The organism is Vreelandella sp. L-15 (assembly GCF_056857635.1).
The window spans coordinates 85,658-100,319 of sequence record NZ_JBSXNN010000105.1; the positions used below are offsets into that span (position 1 = coordinate 85,658).

Here is a 14,662-nt window from a genome sequence, read left to right on the forward strand (position 1 = left end):
GAGGAATCTCTTAAGTATTGCTGCGTTCTTTGCCAAGAGCATCGCTAGGTTCCTTTTTCATCTAATGCGTCGTTTTTTGATCGAGATAAGTTCAGTTGTAACCCGAGCAGTGTCAGCACCGCAGCGAGTATCCAAGCGGGGCCACTACCGGTGCGTGTGAAAGGAGTTAGGCCCTGCATCGGGGTCACCTCGCCCGTTAAACTGGCCTGTTCAAACTGTGGGGCACGGGCTGTGACGTGACCTTGTGAATCGATGATGGCCGTCACGCCATTACTGGTAGCTCGAAGTAGGTGACGACCATTTTCTAAGGCACGTAGACGCGCCATTTGAAGATGTTGGTGTGGGCCAATGGAACGCCCAAACCACGTATCGTTGGAAACCGTTAATAGCAGCTCGGCATTACGCGCCTGCTGGGCGACATGGTCGGCAAAAATGATTTCGTAACAAATGGCATTGCCAATGGTGGCTCCAGCCACGTGTAACGGAGCCTGTTCGCCTGACCCTGGGGTCAGGCGAGGTACTGGCAAGTCGAAAAAAGCAAGGGTGCCAGCGAGGAGACTTTGGAATGGCAAATACTCGCCAAAGGGCACCAAGTGCGCCTTCTGGTATTCGCCCTGCACATCATTTAGCCCTATGACGCTGTTATAAGAGCGCCCTTCACTGTCGCGTTGCAAAATGCCGGTCAACAAGGCGGTGTCAGGCCCCAGGTCGGACGCTACTTGCTCAAGTATTTGCTGTGCTTCCTGCTCAAGCATGGGAAGGGCTGCCTCGGGCCAAACGATGAGATCGATATCCCTTGCTTGCTCCCGTGTCATCGCCGTGTAGATACTGATCGCCTCGCGCTGCCCTTGGGCAGTCCACTTAATGCGCTGGTCAAGATTCCCTTGCAGCAATGCCACCCGGATGGGCTTGCCAGCCGGGGTTGTCCATTGGGCGGGCAATAGGAATGGAACGATCCACAAGGCGGCCATTGGGACAAGGAAACTCCAGCGGCGACGCAGTACCTCTACCCCTAACGTACCTGTCAGCGCGGTCATGAGTGACAGCAAGTACACACCACCAACGGGCGCCCATGGGGCTAGTGGAGAATCAATCTGAGAGGTGCCCAGCAATAACCAGGGAAAGCCGGTGAGCATCCAAGTGCGTAGCCATTCGCTCACCACCCACATACCGGCAAAGCTAAGAAAGGCGAACCGTGGCCCCGTGATGCGTCGATAGAGCCCAAAGGGGACTGCAAAGAAGAGCGCCAGGACGCTGACAAAAAGAGTGGTGAGGAACATCGCCACCAAGGCCCCGGTGCCACTGAAATCGTGAATAGCAACGAAGACCCACGACGTGCCTGAACCGAACAGGCCTACCCCATAGCACCACCCACGCAGGGTGGCCATGGCGGGCGTTAGCAACTGTATCTTCCAATAGACCAGTGCCACGGCCACTGGGCCAAGCCACCATAGGGAAAAGGGGGCGGCACTCAAGGTGGTCAGCACCCCAGCGGCGAGCGCTACAACGCAATCGACTATTGGTGAGGAGCGCCCAGCAAAAAGCGTATATTCTTTATCTTTATCGACCACATCCATAGCGTTACTCAGAGCGCTTAAAAGCAGGACTTTCACGCCATAACGCCACCGCGAACATCAATACACCGGCAAATAGCGCGATATCGGCCATGTTAAAGGCGGGCCAATGCCATTCGCCCCAGTAAATGTCCAGATAGTCGACGACGTACCCTCGCGCTAAGCGATCAACAGTATTACCGAGCGCGCCGCCAAGAATCAGGCTGTACGCACAGGCCTCCAAGCGCGACAGGGGTTTGCATAGCTGCACAACCAATACGACGACCACCACCAACGCTAAACCAAGAAAGAGGTAGCGCTGCCAACCCCCTGCTTCTGCGAGAAAGCTGAAAGCGGCTCCTGTGTTCCCGGTATAAACCCAGTTAAAAAACGGCGTTAGCGGAATGACTTGGCCAAACGACATCTGAGCATGCACAATTTCCTTGACCAGTTGATCGGCTAGAGCCATCACGCAAGCTAATGTGAACCATGGCCAGCGACGTGAAGGGCTATCGTGTTGCACTGTTCTCATGAGGTTACTTTTCCTTGTGACAGGCCTGTCATTGCGGTACTGGGCGAAAAGCGGTAACCCAGCAGTCGCATGGCGTTCAACGTCACCAGGACGGTAGCACCGGTATCGGCCATCACCGCAATCCACATGCCGGTAATACCCAGCGCCGTTGTAACTAGGAAAATGGCTTTTAAGCCAAGGGCGAGAACAACGTTGGTTTTCACATTGCGCAGCGTGGCACGAGAGAGGTCTATCAGCTCAGCGATGCCGGTAACGCGGTTCTTGAGCAAGGCTGCATCGGCGGTTTCCAACGCCACATCCGTGCCGCCCCCCATCGCGATACCCACATCGGCTGCCGCGAGTGCCGGTGCATCGTTGATGCCATCGCCTACTTTACCGATGGGGCCACGGCCAGCCGCTTGCCAGTCTCGAACATACGCTGCCTTGTCTTCAGGCATTAGTTCGCCGTACGCTTCAATGCCTAAGCGACCCCCCGTGGCAGCGACGGTGCGGGCATTATCACCGCTGAGCATGACCGCCTGTACGCCTAAACGGGATAGCGCCGCTAGGCCTTCAATGGCATCTTCGCGTGGCTCATCGCGAACCGCGATCAAGCCCAGTAAACGCTCGCCTTCGACGAGGAGAGCGAGGCTCTTACCGGCTTCTTCTAACGCGACAATCCGAGCACTGAGACTTTCCTCAAGGATGACTTTCTCGTGAAGGTGACGAGGCGTCATTAAGCTCAGCTCGCGACCCTCCACCTGGCCGGAAACACCGCGCCCCGCCAGAGCGCGGCCGCCGGTGACGGTGGGGAGGTTGATGCCCGACTGTCGGGCATGCTCAACGATAGCCGTGGCGATAGGGTGACTGGAATCCCGCTCTATTGCGGCGGCGAGCCGCAATACGCTGTTATCGTCTTCCTCAGCAATCCAAGACTCCACATCTGTGACTCTTGGGGTACCCGCAGTGAGGGTGCCCGTTTTATCTAATGCCACCAAGCGAAGCTTACCTAACTGTTCAAGAACGGCTCCCCCTTTGATCAGTAGTCCGCGCCGAGCTCCCGCCGAGAGACCGGCGGCGATGGCGGCTGGGGTGGAAATGACTAACGCGCAGGGGCATGCGATTAACAGCAATGCTAACGCACGGTAAATCGACTCCGACCATGCCATGGTCGATACCAGCGGTGGCACTATCGCCATCAGTAGGGCGAGTAAGACGACGGCGGGCATATAGTAATACGCAAAACGATCAATAAAGCGTGCTATCGGTGCCTTGGCGGCCTGTGCTTCTTCAACCAGACGAATAACGCGTGCGATCGTATTGTCATCAGCGCCTCGTGTTACCTCCACCTCCAGGGCGGCATCAAGATTCACTGTGCCAGCAAAAATGTCATCACCAGGCGCTCGCGAACGGGGTATGGACTCGCCGTTTACCGGCGACTCGTCAATGTCGGAGGTGCCCACCAGGATGCGTCCATCGCAGGGTACGCGATCACCGGGCCGCACCAGCACACGCTGCCCGGGTTTAAGTGACTCCGCCGAGACGTCACGCAGATGGCCGTTGTCCATCAGCCTCGCCGTTGAGGGTGTTAAATTTGCCAAGGCTGAGATACTGCGGCGCGCTCGTGAAGCAGCTACCCCTTCGAGTAGCTCACCTACGGCGAACAAGAACACGACCATCGCAGCTTCAGCGGCAGCATTGATGGCCAATGCGCCAAGCGCAGCGATGCACATCAGCATCTCTATGGTAAAGGGATTGCGCATTTTGAGGGCGCCCCAGGCACTCTGCGCAATGGGTATTAAGCCGACTAGCGTGGCCAAAATGAAAGGCATATTACCCAGCGCAGGCCATGCTAAACGAAGCGCGAAGGCCACTATCAGCAGATTTCCTGTGATAATGACCAAGCGCCCTTTAGCGGTTTGCCACCAAGAGGATGAAGCACCAGATGCGCGTGTTTGGCCATCATGGGAAGCCACTTGATAGCCTAGTTCGTTCAGGATGCCCTCAATGGTCTTTCGCGAGGGGGCCCCGTGATCGTGGTGGTGAATCTTCACTGATCCCGTGACCGAGCTTGCCGTGACTTCCTCAATGCCTTCCAGTCGCTCTAGCGCCGACACAACCTTGCGCTCACAACCGCCGCAGTCCATGCCTTCAACACGCAGCGTCAAGGTGGTAGGCGCTGTTGTCGGCGTTGATGTTTTCATGGTGCCTCTCCTGCCAATGGGCTATGGTTTTTAAGTGTAAACCTTGTAGCAACTACAGCTTCAAGCCCTGCGTAAGGAGTTTTACCATGTCGATGATCGGCCAAAGTATCAGCATTGGTGAGTTAGCACGACGAGCCGATTGCAAACCTGAAACGGTTCGCTATTACGAGCGTATTGGGCTGTTGCGCGATGCGACACGAACCGGTGGGGGGCAGCGCCGCTATGGAGACGACGCTGTGCGGCGCTTGACCTTTATTCGTCATGCCCGTGACTTTGGCTTTTCGGTGGAGTCAGTGCGAGAGCTTTTGGCCATGTCAGATCAACCTGATATGCCTTGCCAAGAAGTCGATGCCATCGCCACGCATCACCTAAAGAAAGTGGAGTCCCGCCTTCAACGACTGTCCATACTGCGTGAGGAGCTTCAACGGATGGTCACACAGTGTGCCGGTGGTAAAGTGGAAAGCTGCCGAATCATTGAGGTCATCAGTGATCATCAGCTCTGTATCACTGAAAAATCGCACGGAGGGGCTCACGACTTGGGTTAGCACTAACGCTACGCCCCACGCCCAATGGTTAGCCCAGCGAAACATCCAAAAACAGCATGAGTACCAATCCGATGGAGAGGCCCAGCGTGGCCTTTTTTTGGTGCCCGCTTCGATGAGTTTCGGGAATAATCTCATGACTGATCACATACAACATCGCCCCCGCTGCAAAGGCCAACCCCCAGGGCAGTAGCGCTTGTGACATGCTGATGACTCCAGCGCCTAATAAGCCACCTAACGGCTCAACAAGCCCCGTAAGGGCGGCAATCGTCCATGACCGCCAACGTGAATAGCCCACGCCTAGCAGTGATACTGCTACGGCCAGTCCTTCTGGGGCATTCTGAAGTCCAATGCCAATCGCTAGTGGAATGCCTCCTTCGCTTCCCCCTGCGCCGAAGGCCACGCCAACGGCCAGCCCCTCTGGCAGGTTGTGTATCGTAATGGCAATAATAAACAACCAGATACGACGTAGTGAGGCAGCCTCTGGCCCTTCTCGCCCCTGTTCGAAGTGCTCATGAGGTAAGAGTTCGTTCAGTAGTGCGACCATTCCAATCCCTAGCAAGATGGCCGCACAGGCAATGGCAGCAGGTACCACGCTACCTCCGTAACGCAGCTCCGAGGCTTCTAAGGAGGGTATGATCAGTGAGAAGAAAGAGGCCGCTAGCATGACGCCAGCGGCGAACCCCAACGCTAAATCGCGAACACCACGATTCGGTCTTTTGGTAAACAAGATAGGAAGCGCCCCGACAGCCGTCATCAAGCCCGCGGCAAGGCTTCCCAATACCCCCATTGTGACGAGAGAAACCTCTTCCATACCGATTACCTGTCTTGTGGTAGATGAGTGATCACAGCGCTAGGGTTCCATAACGAGGCAAGCACACGTTCACGTTACTAACAATCCATGCAACGTTGCTAAGCACGGGTGGTTACGGCTCGTTAAACGAGATCAAGTCATAAATGGACGCCGTGCCGATAGCTTGTTCCAAGCGATCTCTTGCCTCGTAAAGTGACGCTTGATATTCACCTTGAGTCGGCTGCTCACCCAACATGATGCGTTGACCTTGACCAAGGGGATCAACAGGCTGGTTATTGACTCTCACTTCGTAATGCAGGTTGGGGCCCGTGGCGACCCCGGAGGAACCTACCTCTCCGAGCGACTCTCCCGCATTGACTAAATCCCCAACCACTAGCTGTGGGGAGAATCGGCTAAGGTGTGTGTAGCGACTAATGGCCCCTGTGTCGTGCTCCACCTCGATCACCTGCCCATATCCCCCTTGGCGACCCATAAAGAATACGCGCCCAGGTGCGGTGGCAATGACCGGCGTTCCTGTCGGCGCAGCCAAGTCAATTCCATTATGAGGACGCATCCCTCCATACACAGGATGTCGCCGATTCCCAAAGCGAGACGTTAAGCGGGCACTAAGCACGGGCAACCGCAACGTGCCTAGCAGGGTGTCGCTTTTGAAAAGAGCTACGTCCCCCTTTTGGGTGACCGGCCATATGACCTCCAAGGGCTCTGCCTGATCAGGCAGAGCGGCATAACTGAGGCGTGGTGGCCCAACACGGGCGCCGTCCTGGCGTCGATCTTCCTCCCACACTAATTGAATACGTTCACTGCCAGAAAACTCCAGCGGCGCTGCGATAAACTCGCTGAGCAGTGTTTCCAGTTTAGTGGCGAAACGCGTTGGGACACCTTCTGCTGCCAAGGCCTCGTAGAGGGTGGTATCAATGACGACATCACGCCCAAAGGTTAGGGTATCAACGCTATCGAGCGGTAATGTGCCTTCTTGCTCGCTAGCCGCCTGTAACTTGACAGGGCTAAGTTCAGACGGAGGCAATGACAGATGCGTTTGCCAATTGGCTTCGGCTAGCAAGGGGTAAAAGCCCACCAAGCCTAGTAACCACCAGCGCTGCATCACTGGCCATCCTCTTCCCCAGAGATCTCCGCTACTTCACTCTCGACGGCATCAATCAGCTCTTGCATACCAAAGGGGTCTAAAGGCTCGCCATTGACAAAAAAGGTAGGTGTTTGGCGAATCTGATTGGCTCTGACATCCGCCATGTCTTGGTCAATCACCGCCTGCACCTCAGCAGAAGTCAGTTGCTCTTCGGCAGCCGCTAAATCAAGGCCTCCTTGGCTCGCGATATCGAGGATAGCGGATTCATCAAAACTGCCATGTGAAGCCCATTGATCCTGGCGAGCCAGCAGCCTCTCCAGTACCGGTTCAAAGACGCCCTGACGACGAGCAACTTCTAATACCCGAATGGCCTTGTCCGATACGTCGCCGTGGAAAGGAGTGTAGCGCACGATGAGCCGCACTTTTTCTGGGTAGGTTTCCAGAATACTTTTTGTCAGGGGATAGAAAGCACGGCAGGCTTCGCAAGCCGGATCGAAGAATTCCACAATCGTCACCGGCGCGTCTTCTCGTCCCAAGAAGGGGGAGTGTGAACGCACCAAGGAGTCCTCGGCCTGGACACCGCTCTCTTTTGCTGCCTGAGCTTGCATGTCTAAGAGGGCAGGCTTCGATACGGCGACGATCGCAGCGGTCAGCATTAACGTACCGGCCAATATAAAAGACGCTTTTTTGAACATGTTTCTCTCTCTGTCTCAACGATGGGGTGGAAAAGTAGGGTTGAAAAATAAGCCAATCGCTATGGGAGTAAGCTGCTCGCTATCTACCTGAGCTGGGAGCCGGCCTCGGTCTGTCACTCATGCCCATATAGATTGGCATTTTGATGCGCGTGGTCACTATGCTCAAACTCTAGGCTGGAATGAGCAATACTGAAGCGCATTTTAAGCTGCTCCTTGATCTCTGCTTTGACGGATTCAAGCTGCTGCCAGCCGGTTTCTGTCAGAACCACGTGGCAGTCAAGGGCTGCCATGTTTTCCTGCATCTGCCATAGATGCACATGGTGAATATCCTGGACTCCCTCGATATCTCGTACGGTCTCAACGACTGCCTGCCCGTCAATGTCCGGGGGAGATCCCAGCATTAGCGTACGGATAGGGCCGCCAATTTCAGAGAAGGCTAGGTAAAGAATATATAGCGCAATCCCTATCGTGATCGCGGGGTCTACCCAGCGCATGTCGTACAGTAAAATAAGCGAACCACCGATAATCACGGCGATGGAGGCAAACGCATCCGATAAGTTATGCAGAAAAAGGGCGCGGATATTGACACTCTCTTTTTGCATTGACCACGTGAGCATGGCGGTAAGGGCATCGACGACGAGCGCGACGCCACCAATAATCACGATCGTCCATCCCTCTATCTCAGGGGGATCGACCATCCGCATAGCGCCTTCGTAAATCAGGTAGACACCGACAATAATGAGGGTGGTGTAATTGATGAGTGCTGCCACTATCTCGATGCGGCCATAGCCAAAGGTCATATGCACATCGGCAGGCCGTCTGGCGATTTTACGAGCAGCAAAGGCAATGACTAATGCTGCCAAGTCAGAAAAGTTATGTAACGCATCAGCGATCAGCGATAGGCTCCCCGCCATAATGCCACCGACGATTTGAGCGATGGTTAAGAGCCCATTGGCCCAAATGGAGATGCTGACGCGCCGGTCGCCAGAGGCAGGATCAATGTGGGGATGATCATGATGATGTCCCATCTGTTACCCTCTCTCGAATTATCTGTTCTTGGTACTATAAAACCTCTAGCAACTAAAGCTTCAACCCTTGAGCATTATCTATTTGCATCGCTGGATTGGGAAGCACGTCCCTAGCTACCAAGGAGCCTTTGTGTGCTGGGCCGAAGGTGATCATGTTTTAGGTGCGGGGCTCAATCCACTTCAACCGGTAACGTCCAATCCACCATGGGTAGATTCATTTATTTTGTCGAGGCGCACCTTGTCTGGTTTGTAATCGTCGTCGCGGGGGGAGGCTTACTCTTTCCGGCCACCGGAATAATGCTTAAGTTCGCGATTGGGCCATTACTGGCATTACTGATGTTGATTATCAGCCTCACATTCGATGCGCATGCAGTGCGCATCGTGTTCCGAAAGCCGTCACGGCAGTTGTTGGCATTGGGGCTGGTCTATGGGCCTATGTCGATTGCCGGGTGGCTAACGGGCCGTCTATTTTTTGGAAGCGGCCCGCTGGCTGCTGGCCAAACCTTGCTCGGCACGCTGCCGACAGATGTGTCTTCTCCTCTTTTGGTACTGATGGCGAAAGGCAATGTGGCGCTTGCCGCTGTTTTCAACGCAGTCAACACCGCGTTATGTCCGTTTATTGTTCCCTTCCTGTTTTTATGGCTCACCGGCCTTCAGTTAGACGTGCCGCTTGGATCAATTATTCTTGAATTAACACTAATCGTGCTTCTTCCTACCGTGATTGGGGTCAGCTTGCGTACAAGGTTCTCGGCTTTCTTTGCACGGCATGATTCAGCGTATGCAGGGATAGGGTCGATTCTGTATCTGCTGATCCTACTCGCCGTGGTCGGGCCGAATGCCACCACGATCATTGGCTATGGCTGGTATGCGTTTGTGATTGCGGGCGCGGCCCTGTGCCTCAATTTGATTGGGTACCTGGTAGGTATGTCCTCACGGTTACTCACCTCTGATCGCAAAGAGGTGATTACCTATCTTTTCACGGTCAGTAAAAAGGAATTCAGCATCGCTGCAGCGTTTGTCGCTGCTTCTGGCTTGCCATCAGAGATCGCAATTCCAGCCGCTTTTTTTGCCGTGATTCAAATGATCACTTCGCCCATCGCAGCGAAGATCCTCGCCCGCCACTGAAGGGATGGCCGTATCGGCTCTTCGTCAGAAGAGCAACCTGCACACGGGGTGTACAGGTTGCTCTTAGCGACAAAACAGACACCGCTACTCATAAAGGTGGCAAATAGTACCTATGCTAAGTCACTGCGACCAATACTGACCTTGCTAAAAGCATTTAACACAGAGGCTTCGCAGGGTATCTGTTCCTTTTTGGATTTAGGGTGCTTGAACGTATCGGCGAATCCTGGGCAGTGACCAACTAGTTTTTGGACAACACCTTCTACGTGCCGCACGTTAGACAGCACTTGGCGTAACCACTGCTCGAAGCTGCCTTGGTGGCTCAGCGTGAAGACTAAACCTTTATAGGAAGGAGGCTTGGATGCCTCCTCGCTACCGCCAGCTCTGGGTTTTGGAGGGCGTCGTTGGATCTCCATGAGATAGAGCGTTTGATCTAACACATGCACCCGAACGACGAGCACCCCGCGAGGTACCTTGGTCTGAGTATCAATGTAAACCCAATTAGCGACTGACGTTTCCACCTCCTCGTCTATTTCGAAAGGTTCGAGGCTGATTAACCGAGGGTCAGGAGAAGTGCTGAATCCGTCTTCAAAGGTAAACCAGCTAACGCCACGAATCGTTGCGGGATAGGCCGATTGTAAATAGAGAAGCGCATTCCACATATCACGTAGAAAGCCCTGTGATTCCAGTGTAATAGGAGCATGAATAGACGCTTGTCCCACTCCCTTCCCTGACCCATGTGGCTCCCCAGTGGAGAAAATGGTTTCGTCACCCGGAACGGGGACGCCTCGTGTATCGGGCACGTTTTTTCGGGTATATCGTTTATCCAAGACGGCGCGAGGCTTACCTAAAATAACGAATTCGTCCTCAGTAAGGTCTAGCCAGGAAGAACCATGGTCGGGCTCGTCATCATCCGTCAGGTCAATGACATCGGGGATGTCTTGAAGCTGATGATAGGGGAACTGAGAGGGGGCATCGTCGCCATCGGTGGCTGGTACTGTCGTTGATTTCTCTCTTTCACGGTGGATCGTGGCACCATCGGGCTGCGTACAGCCTAATATCTGCAAGCCTAGGAATGTGTTGCCACCATCAATTGGAACGCCAGAAACAGAGATTTCCCCGCTGCCTTGAAACCATGGGGTGGCTTTTAAAAGCATCTCATCTGGCGTGGAGCTGGTTTCAAATTGTGAATATATATATTTTGCAGCGCGCTTGGCATACGGATCGTACAACATATGCGCGAGCAAAATGGCATCGTGTTTATGAACATGATAGGTAAATTTGACAGGCCACGTACCTGGGGATGCAGGCGCATCAAGCGGTCGATAAAGACGTTTTTTGACTTCTTCCCAAGGGTAAGTGGCGAGCACTCGCTTGATTTCAGAAGATCGGCCGTAAACGCGAATAAAAAATTCTGTGCAAGGGATGAGCAAGTGTTTGCCATCTGGAAGGTCAAATTCAATCAGGTATGTTTTGTGCTGATTTTTCTGGGGTAAGTAGTTCGAGTCATGAAAAGCGGTATAGAGGCTTCGTCCTGATTGTCGTAAATCATCTAAGGTGACAATTCGCCAGCCGCCTGGAGAAAAAGAAACGGAGAATTTTCTTTCCTCGTAGGCAATACGCGAGCTACTCACGCCCTTTTCCCATACTGACCCTATTCTCAATAGCCCAAGATGCGTTAAGACAGTCTCACGTCTCATCACGCCTCCTAAGTTATTTTCATGGTCGATGGTTCTTAAGAAGATATGGATTTTAGGGACGCTTCGTAAGCGATTGTTCTTAAATATAGGCCCGTACCACCAAACGACCAAGCGCTCTGCCTCGTTTTTTAGGGTGCCATCATGGAAGCTAAAGGTTCTGGATTGTTTAAGAGAAACGGTCACAAAGGCGCACTCTATGTAAACTCAACATAGAGATTGTCGCAGCAATTATTGTTTAGTCGCAACAATTGTTGGAAATGACACCAGTACACGTGATCCGTACTTTTAGTGCGCTCAGCGAAGATGGGCTGGTGTTTCGCGACCGCCATCATGTCTCAATCCCCAACCTTGAAGCGCTGGCCACGGAAGGGGAATTTGATGACTGCTACCTTACCGATAATATCAGGCCGTTATTTGACGAGTGATGCCAGCGGCTAGCCGCACTTTGACCAGCCGCACCCGGCATAACAGGTTGGACAGCCATCCATCATGATCAAATCACCCCGACACTCAGGGCACGTGCCTACCGTAGCGGGGCCACCGCTTGCTTCACCAGAAGACGATGCGCCGGCAGAGTCTTCAGCCGCCGGGGGCTCCTCCGGCTGCCAGGCATGTCCATGCTGCATGCGGTGCGCATAGCGTGCAACCAACGTCTCCACCGGCACTTGGTTGCCCTCCTGATCTAAAAAACCGCGCCGATAGAGAATCCGCTGAATCGACCAAGCAATCGCCGCCACTTCCGAGTCGTGAAACATAGGCTTGTTCCAGCGATTCATGCCACAGCGTACCAAGCCTTTGTCCCAGGCGACTTTGCGCAGGTCTGCCACGGCTTGAGTGACATAGCCCCCACGCGCTGCAAGCGACAGGCTGCGCATGGTCGCAGTAATCCACTGGTGCTCGCTGGAGAGCTGGCCCGAGGGAAAGAAGAACTCCACCGGACGCTCAATCACCACACGCTGGCCGCCAATCACGCCTTCCACTGGCATAAACGAGACCAGCAAGTAGACCTTCTTGCGCCCTTCAGCCCCCACATAAGAGATTTTTTCAGACACTGCTTCCAGTGTGCCTTCCGGGCGCGATGGAATGCGGACCGTTAATGGGTCTTCATCTGGTAGCTCCGGTGCAGGCGCGGGCTGCCCTTGTTGCTTAATACGGTAACCGACAATTTTCGACGTAATTTCAACCGCCATAACGTTCTCCCCAGTTCTTTAGACAGCTCATCAAGCTAAGCCTTGCTTGCGCTTACGATTACCATTTGCCGTAGGTGCCCTCTTTCAAGGCATCAAACAGGTTAGCGGCGTTATGCTCTTCACCGTCGTAAAGCACCTTCTCATCGCCGGTTAGCTCAAGGGTTTCACCATTTTCCAGCTCAAACACATAGGTGGTGTTTTTCAGGTCATCCTCACGCACCAACACGCCTTGGAAGGCTTCCGGGTTAAAGCGGAAGGTAGTGCAACCTTTCAAACGGCTCTCGTAGGCCTGCAGATAGAGGTCTTGGAACTGCTCAAAGGGGAACTCGGTGGGTACATTGACCGTTTTGGAAATCGCCGAGTCCACCCACTGCTGAGCTGCCGCTTGAACGGCGACGTGCTGCTCGGGAGTGACCGCGTCAGCGGTAATAAAGTAATCCGGCAGATCGCTCTCTACCGCATCGGCAGCGATAAAGTGGCGGTAGGCCGCTAGCTCAAACGACACGACCTCCACCTGCTCCTTGGTCTTTTTACCGGACTGAATGATGTTGCGGAAATAGCGATGGGAGAACGACGGCTCGATCCCGTTAGAGGCGTTGTTGCCCATGGAGAGCGAGATGGTACCCGTGGGGGCAATCGAGCTGTGGTGGGTAAACCGCGCGCCGTGCTCGGCGAGCTGTGCCACTAGCTCCGGCTCAAGCTCGGCCACTTTGGCCATGTATTGGCTGTAGCGGGCGTGCAGAATCCGCCCCGGCACCTTGTCACCTACCTCGTAGCCGTCGCTGGCGAGCTGAGGGCGCTCGCGCATCATCTTAGGCGTAATGGTGTGCTCCTCTTCAAGCACTGGCGCCATGCCCTTCTCTTTAGAAAGCTCCAGCGCCTGCTTCCACCCTTCCAGGGCCAAATGACGACTGACCTCTTCAGTGAATGTCAGAGACGCCTGGGAGCCGTAGGGAATTTTCAGCATGGTCAGGGTCGAACCAAGACCTAAAAAGCCCATGCCGTGGCGGCGTTTGGCTTCAATTTCCCGCTGTTGCTGGGGGAGCGGCAGGCCAGCAATTTCCACCACGTTATCGAGCATACGGGTGAAAATCGCTACGACTTTGCGATAGCGCTCCCAATCAAACCGCGGCTCGGCGCTAAACGGTTCGATCACAAACTTGGTCAGGTTGACCGAGCCCAGCAGGCAAGCGCCCTCTGGCGGTAGTGGCTGCTCGCCGCAGGGGTTAGTCGCGCGGATATCTTCGCAGAACCAGTTGTTGTTCATGCGGTTGACTTGATCGATTAGGATAAAGCCCGGCTCGGCGTAGTCGTAGGTGGAGGACATAATCGTGTCCCACAACTCGCGAGCTTTAATCACCTCGACAACACGGCAGGCCACGCGCCCTTCGGCATCCACCGTGTAGCCCTCTTCCACCACCGGCCAGTCGCGGTAAATCACCTCTTCGACGCTCACATCCTCTTTCTCACCAGGATGCAGTGGGAAGGCCAGCGGCCAATCGGCGTTGTGCTTCACCGCTTCCATAAACTCATCGGTAATGAGTAGGCTCAGGTTAAATTGACGCAGCCGCCCTGCTTCGCGCTTGGCTTGAATAAACTCGCGCACGTCCGGGTGCCCCACATCGAAGGTACCCATCTGGGCACCGCGACGGCCTCCGGCCGAGGCCACGGTGAAGCACATCTTGTCGTAGATATCCATAAACGCCAGCGGGCCATTGGTGCCCGCTCCTGCGCCAAACACAAAGGCACCTTTATGGCGCAGGGTCGAGAAGTCGTAGCCAATACCGGCGCCCGACTTCAATGTCATACCCGCATCGACCACGGAGTCGAGGATATCGCGCATAGAGTCACGAATAGTGCGAGAAACGGTGCAATTAATCAGACTGACGGCGGGCTTGTAGGCTTCGGCTCCCGCATTAGAGAGAATTCGCCCAGCGGGAATAGCACCATTTTCCAGCGCCCAGCGAAATTTGGGTAGCCACTCATCGGCCTTTTCACCCTCTACGGCAGCTAGGGCCCGGGCCACGCGCTCAAAGGTCGCTGCGACATCTTGATCCACCGGTTGGCCATGACGATCTTTTAACCGATATTTGGCATCCCAGATTTCCCTAGATGGAGCCTGCATAGGGACTTCACTGGATGTCTTCATCGCCTTGGCTGCGGTACTCATGTTCACGAAACTCCTTCACGATGGGTAGCGATCGCGCTAAAAAACGGGC

The 14,662-nt window shown here is 54.5% G+C and carries 13 protein-coding genes; 3 read left to right on the plus strand and 10 right to left on the minus strand.

Translation table 11 applies throughout. From position 1 onward, the window contains the following. Positions 1-44: 44 nt before the first annotated feature. The 3 genes from lnt to AC13CY_RS17695 are packed head-to-tail and all read right to left on the minus strand — an operon-like array spanning position 45 to position 4,268. On the minus strand, positions 45-1,577 hold the full coding sequence (lnt, locus tag AC13CY_RS17685; protein ID WP_022521287.1) for an apolipoprotein N-acyltransferase: 1,533 nt from the start codon (positions 1,575-1,577) through the stop codon (positions 45-47). Positions 1,578-1,581: 4 nt separating this feature from the next. Then, complete coding sequence (gene lspA, locus AC13CY_RS17690) at positions 1,582-2,085, minus strand: signal peptidase II (protein ID WP_022521288.1); 504 nt, start codon at positions 2,083-2,085, stop codon at positions 1,582-1,584. Then, the gene (locus AC13CY_RS17695; RefSeq protein WP_054644987.1) at positions 2,082-4,268 is read right to left on the minus strand and encodes a heavy metal translocating P-type ATPase; all 2,187 of its coding nucleotides are present in this window, start codon (positions 4,266-4,268) and stop codon (positions 2,082-2,084) included. Before AC13CY_RS17695 ends, lspA begins: the two co-directional genes overlap by 4 nt. An 86-nt stretch (positions 4,269-4,354) precedes the next feature. Between AC13CY_RS17695 and AC13CY_RS17700 the strand changes: the two genes are divergently transcribed. Further along, positions 4,355-4,813, plus strand: a complete 459-nt coding sequence (locus AC13CY_RS17700) for a MerR family transcriptional regulator (protein ID WP_022521290.1) — start codon at positions 4,355-4,357, stop codon at positions 4,811-4,813. 28 nt (positions 4,814-4,841) lie between these two features. Here the strand turns inward: AC13CY_RS17700 and AC13CY_RS17705 are convergent, their stop codons facing one another. From AC13CY_RS17705 to AC13CY_RS17720, 4 genes are all read right to left on the minus strand, one after another. Further along, on the minus strand, positions 4,842-5,624 hold the full coding sequence (locus AC13CY_RS17705; RefSeq protein WP_016916429.1) for a ZIP family metal transporter: 783 nt from the start codon (positions 5,622-5,624) through the stop codon (positions 4,842-4,844). Positions 5,625-5,736: 112 nt separating this feature from the next. Then, positions 5,737-6,726 (minus strand): M23 family metallopeptidase, encoded by a 990-nt coding sequence (locus AC13CY_RS17710; protein WP_022521291.1) that lies wholly within the window; start codon positions 6,724-6,726, stop codon positions 5,737-5,739. Then, positions 6,726-7,403 carry a DsbA family protein gene (locus tag AC13CY_RS17715; RefSeq protein ID WP_035556050.1) on the minus strand — a complete coding sequence of 226 codons (678 nt, stop codon included), beginning with the start codon at positions 7,401-7,403 and terminating at the stop codon, positions 6,726-6,728. The genes AC13CY_RS17710 and AC13CY_RS17715 overlap by 1 nt, the downstream gene beginning before the upstream one ends. A 113-nt stretch (positions 7,404-7,516) precedes the next feature. Beyond that, positions 7,517-8,431 (minus strand): cation diffusion facilitator family transporter, encoded by a 915-nt coding sequence (locus tag AC13CY_RS17720; RefSeq protein WP_035556048.1) that lies wholly within the window; start codon positions 8,429-8,431, stop codon positions 7,517-7,519. Between the two features lie 204 nt (positions 8,432-8,635). On the opposite strand from AC13CY_RS17720, the gene AC13CY_RS17725 reads away from it, so the two are divergent. Continuing rightward, complete coding sequence (locus tag AC13CY_RS17725; protein ID WP_027957952.1) at positions 8,636-9,556, plus strand: bile acid:sodium symporter family protein; 921 nt, start codon at positions 8,636-8,638, stop codon at positions 9,554-9,556. Between the two features lie 110 nt (positions 9,557-9,666). On the opposite strand, the gene AC13CY_RS17730 is transcribed toward AC13CY_RS17725, so the two are convergent. Next, positions 9,667-11,436: a hypothetical protein gene (locus AC13CY_RS17730; protein WP_153016730.1), complete on the minus strand. Its 1,770-nt coding sequence runs from the start codon at positions 11,434-11,436 to the stop codon at positions 9,667-9,669. A 74-nt stretch (positions 11,437-11,510) separates the two neighbouring features. Here AC13CY_RS17730 and AC13CY_RS17735 point away from each other — a divergent pair, with 74 nt between their 5' ends. Beyond that, entirely contained in the window at positions 11,511-11,678 is a 168-nt protein-coding gene (locus tag AC13CY_RS17735) for a hypothetical protein (protein WP_371827811.1), read from the plus strand. 9 nt (positions 11,679-11,687) lie between these two features. On the opposite strand, the gene AC13CY_RS17740 is transcribed toward AC13CY_RS17735, so the two are convergent. After that, on the minus strand, positions 11,688-12,443 hold the full coding sequence (locus tag AC13CY_RS17740) for a hypothetical protein (protein ID WP_058577015.1): 756 nt from the start codon (positions 12,441-12,443) through the stop codon (positions 11,688-11,690). 58 nt (positions 12,444-12,501) lie between these two features. Continuing rightward, on the minus strand, positions 12,502-14,613 hold the full coding sequence (locus AC13CY_RS17745) for an adenosylcobalamin-dependent ribonucleoside-diphosphate reductase (protein ID WP_054641156.1): 2,112 nt from the start codon (positions 14,611-14,613) through the stop codon (positions 12,502-12,504). Positions 14,614-14,662: the final 49 nt, after the last annotated feature.

Excerpts from the sequence above, each read along its gene's own strand:
- lnt (WP_022521287.1), bottom strand. The coding sequence starts at position 1,577 with ATGGATGTGGTCGATAAAGATAAAGAATATACGCTTTTTGCTGGGCGC.
- lspA (WP_022521288.1), bottom strand. The coding sequence starts at position 2,085 with ATGAGAACAGTGCAACACGATAGCCCTTCACGTCGCTGGCCATGGTTC.
- AC13CY_RS17695 (WP_054644987.1), bottom strand. The coding sequence starts at position 4,268 with ATGAAAACATCAACGCCGACAACAGCGCCTACCACCTTGACGCTGCGT.
- AC13CY_RS17700 (WP_022521290.1), top strand. The coding sequence starts at position 4,355 with ATGTCGATGATCGGCCAAAGTATCAGCATTGGTGAGTTAGCACGACGA.
- AC13CY_RS17705 (WP_016916429.1), bottom strand. The coding sequence starts at position 5,624 with ATGGAAGAGGTTTCTCTCGTCACAATGGGGGTATTGGGAAGCCTTGCC.
- AC13CY_RS17710 (WP_022521291.1), bottom strand. The coding sequence starts at position 6,726 with ATGCAGCGCTGGTGGTTACTAGGCTTGGTGGGCTTTTACCCCTTGCTA.
- AC13CY_RS17715 (WP_035556050.1), bottom strand. The coding sequence starts at position 7,403 with ATGTTCAAAAAAGCGTCTTTTATATTGGCCGGTACGTTAATGCTGACC.
- AC13CY_RS17720 (WP_035556048.1), bottom strand. The coding sequence starts at position 8,431 with ATGGGACATCATCATGATCATCCCCACATTGATCCTGCCTCTGGCGAC.
- AC13CY_RS17725 (WP_027957952.1), top strand. The coding sequence starts at position 8,636 with ATGGGTAGATTCATTTATTTTGTCGAGGCGCACCTTGTCTGGTTTGTA.
- AC13CY_RS17735 (WP_371827811.1), top strand. The coding sequence starts at position 11,511 with ATGACACCAGTACACGTGATCCGTACTTTTAGTGCGCTCAGCGAAGAT.
- AC13CY_RS17740 (WP_058577015.1), bottom strand. The coding sequence starts at position 12,443 with ATGGCGGTTGAAATTACGTCGAAAATTGTCGGTTACCGTATTAAGCAA.
- AC13CY_RS17745 (WP_054641156.1), bottom strand. The coding sequence starts at position 14,613 with ATGAGTACCGCAGCCAAGGCGATGAAGACATCCAGTGAAGTCCCTATG.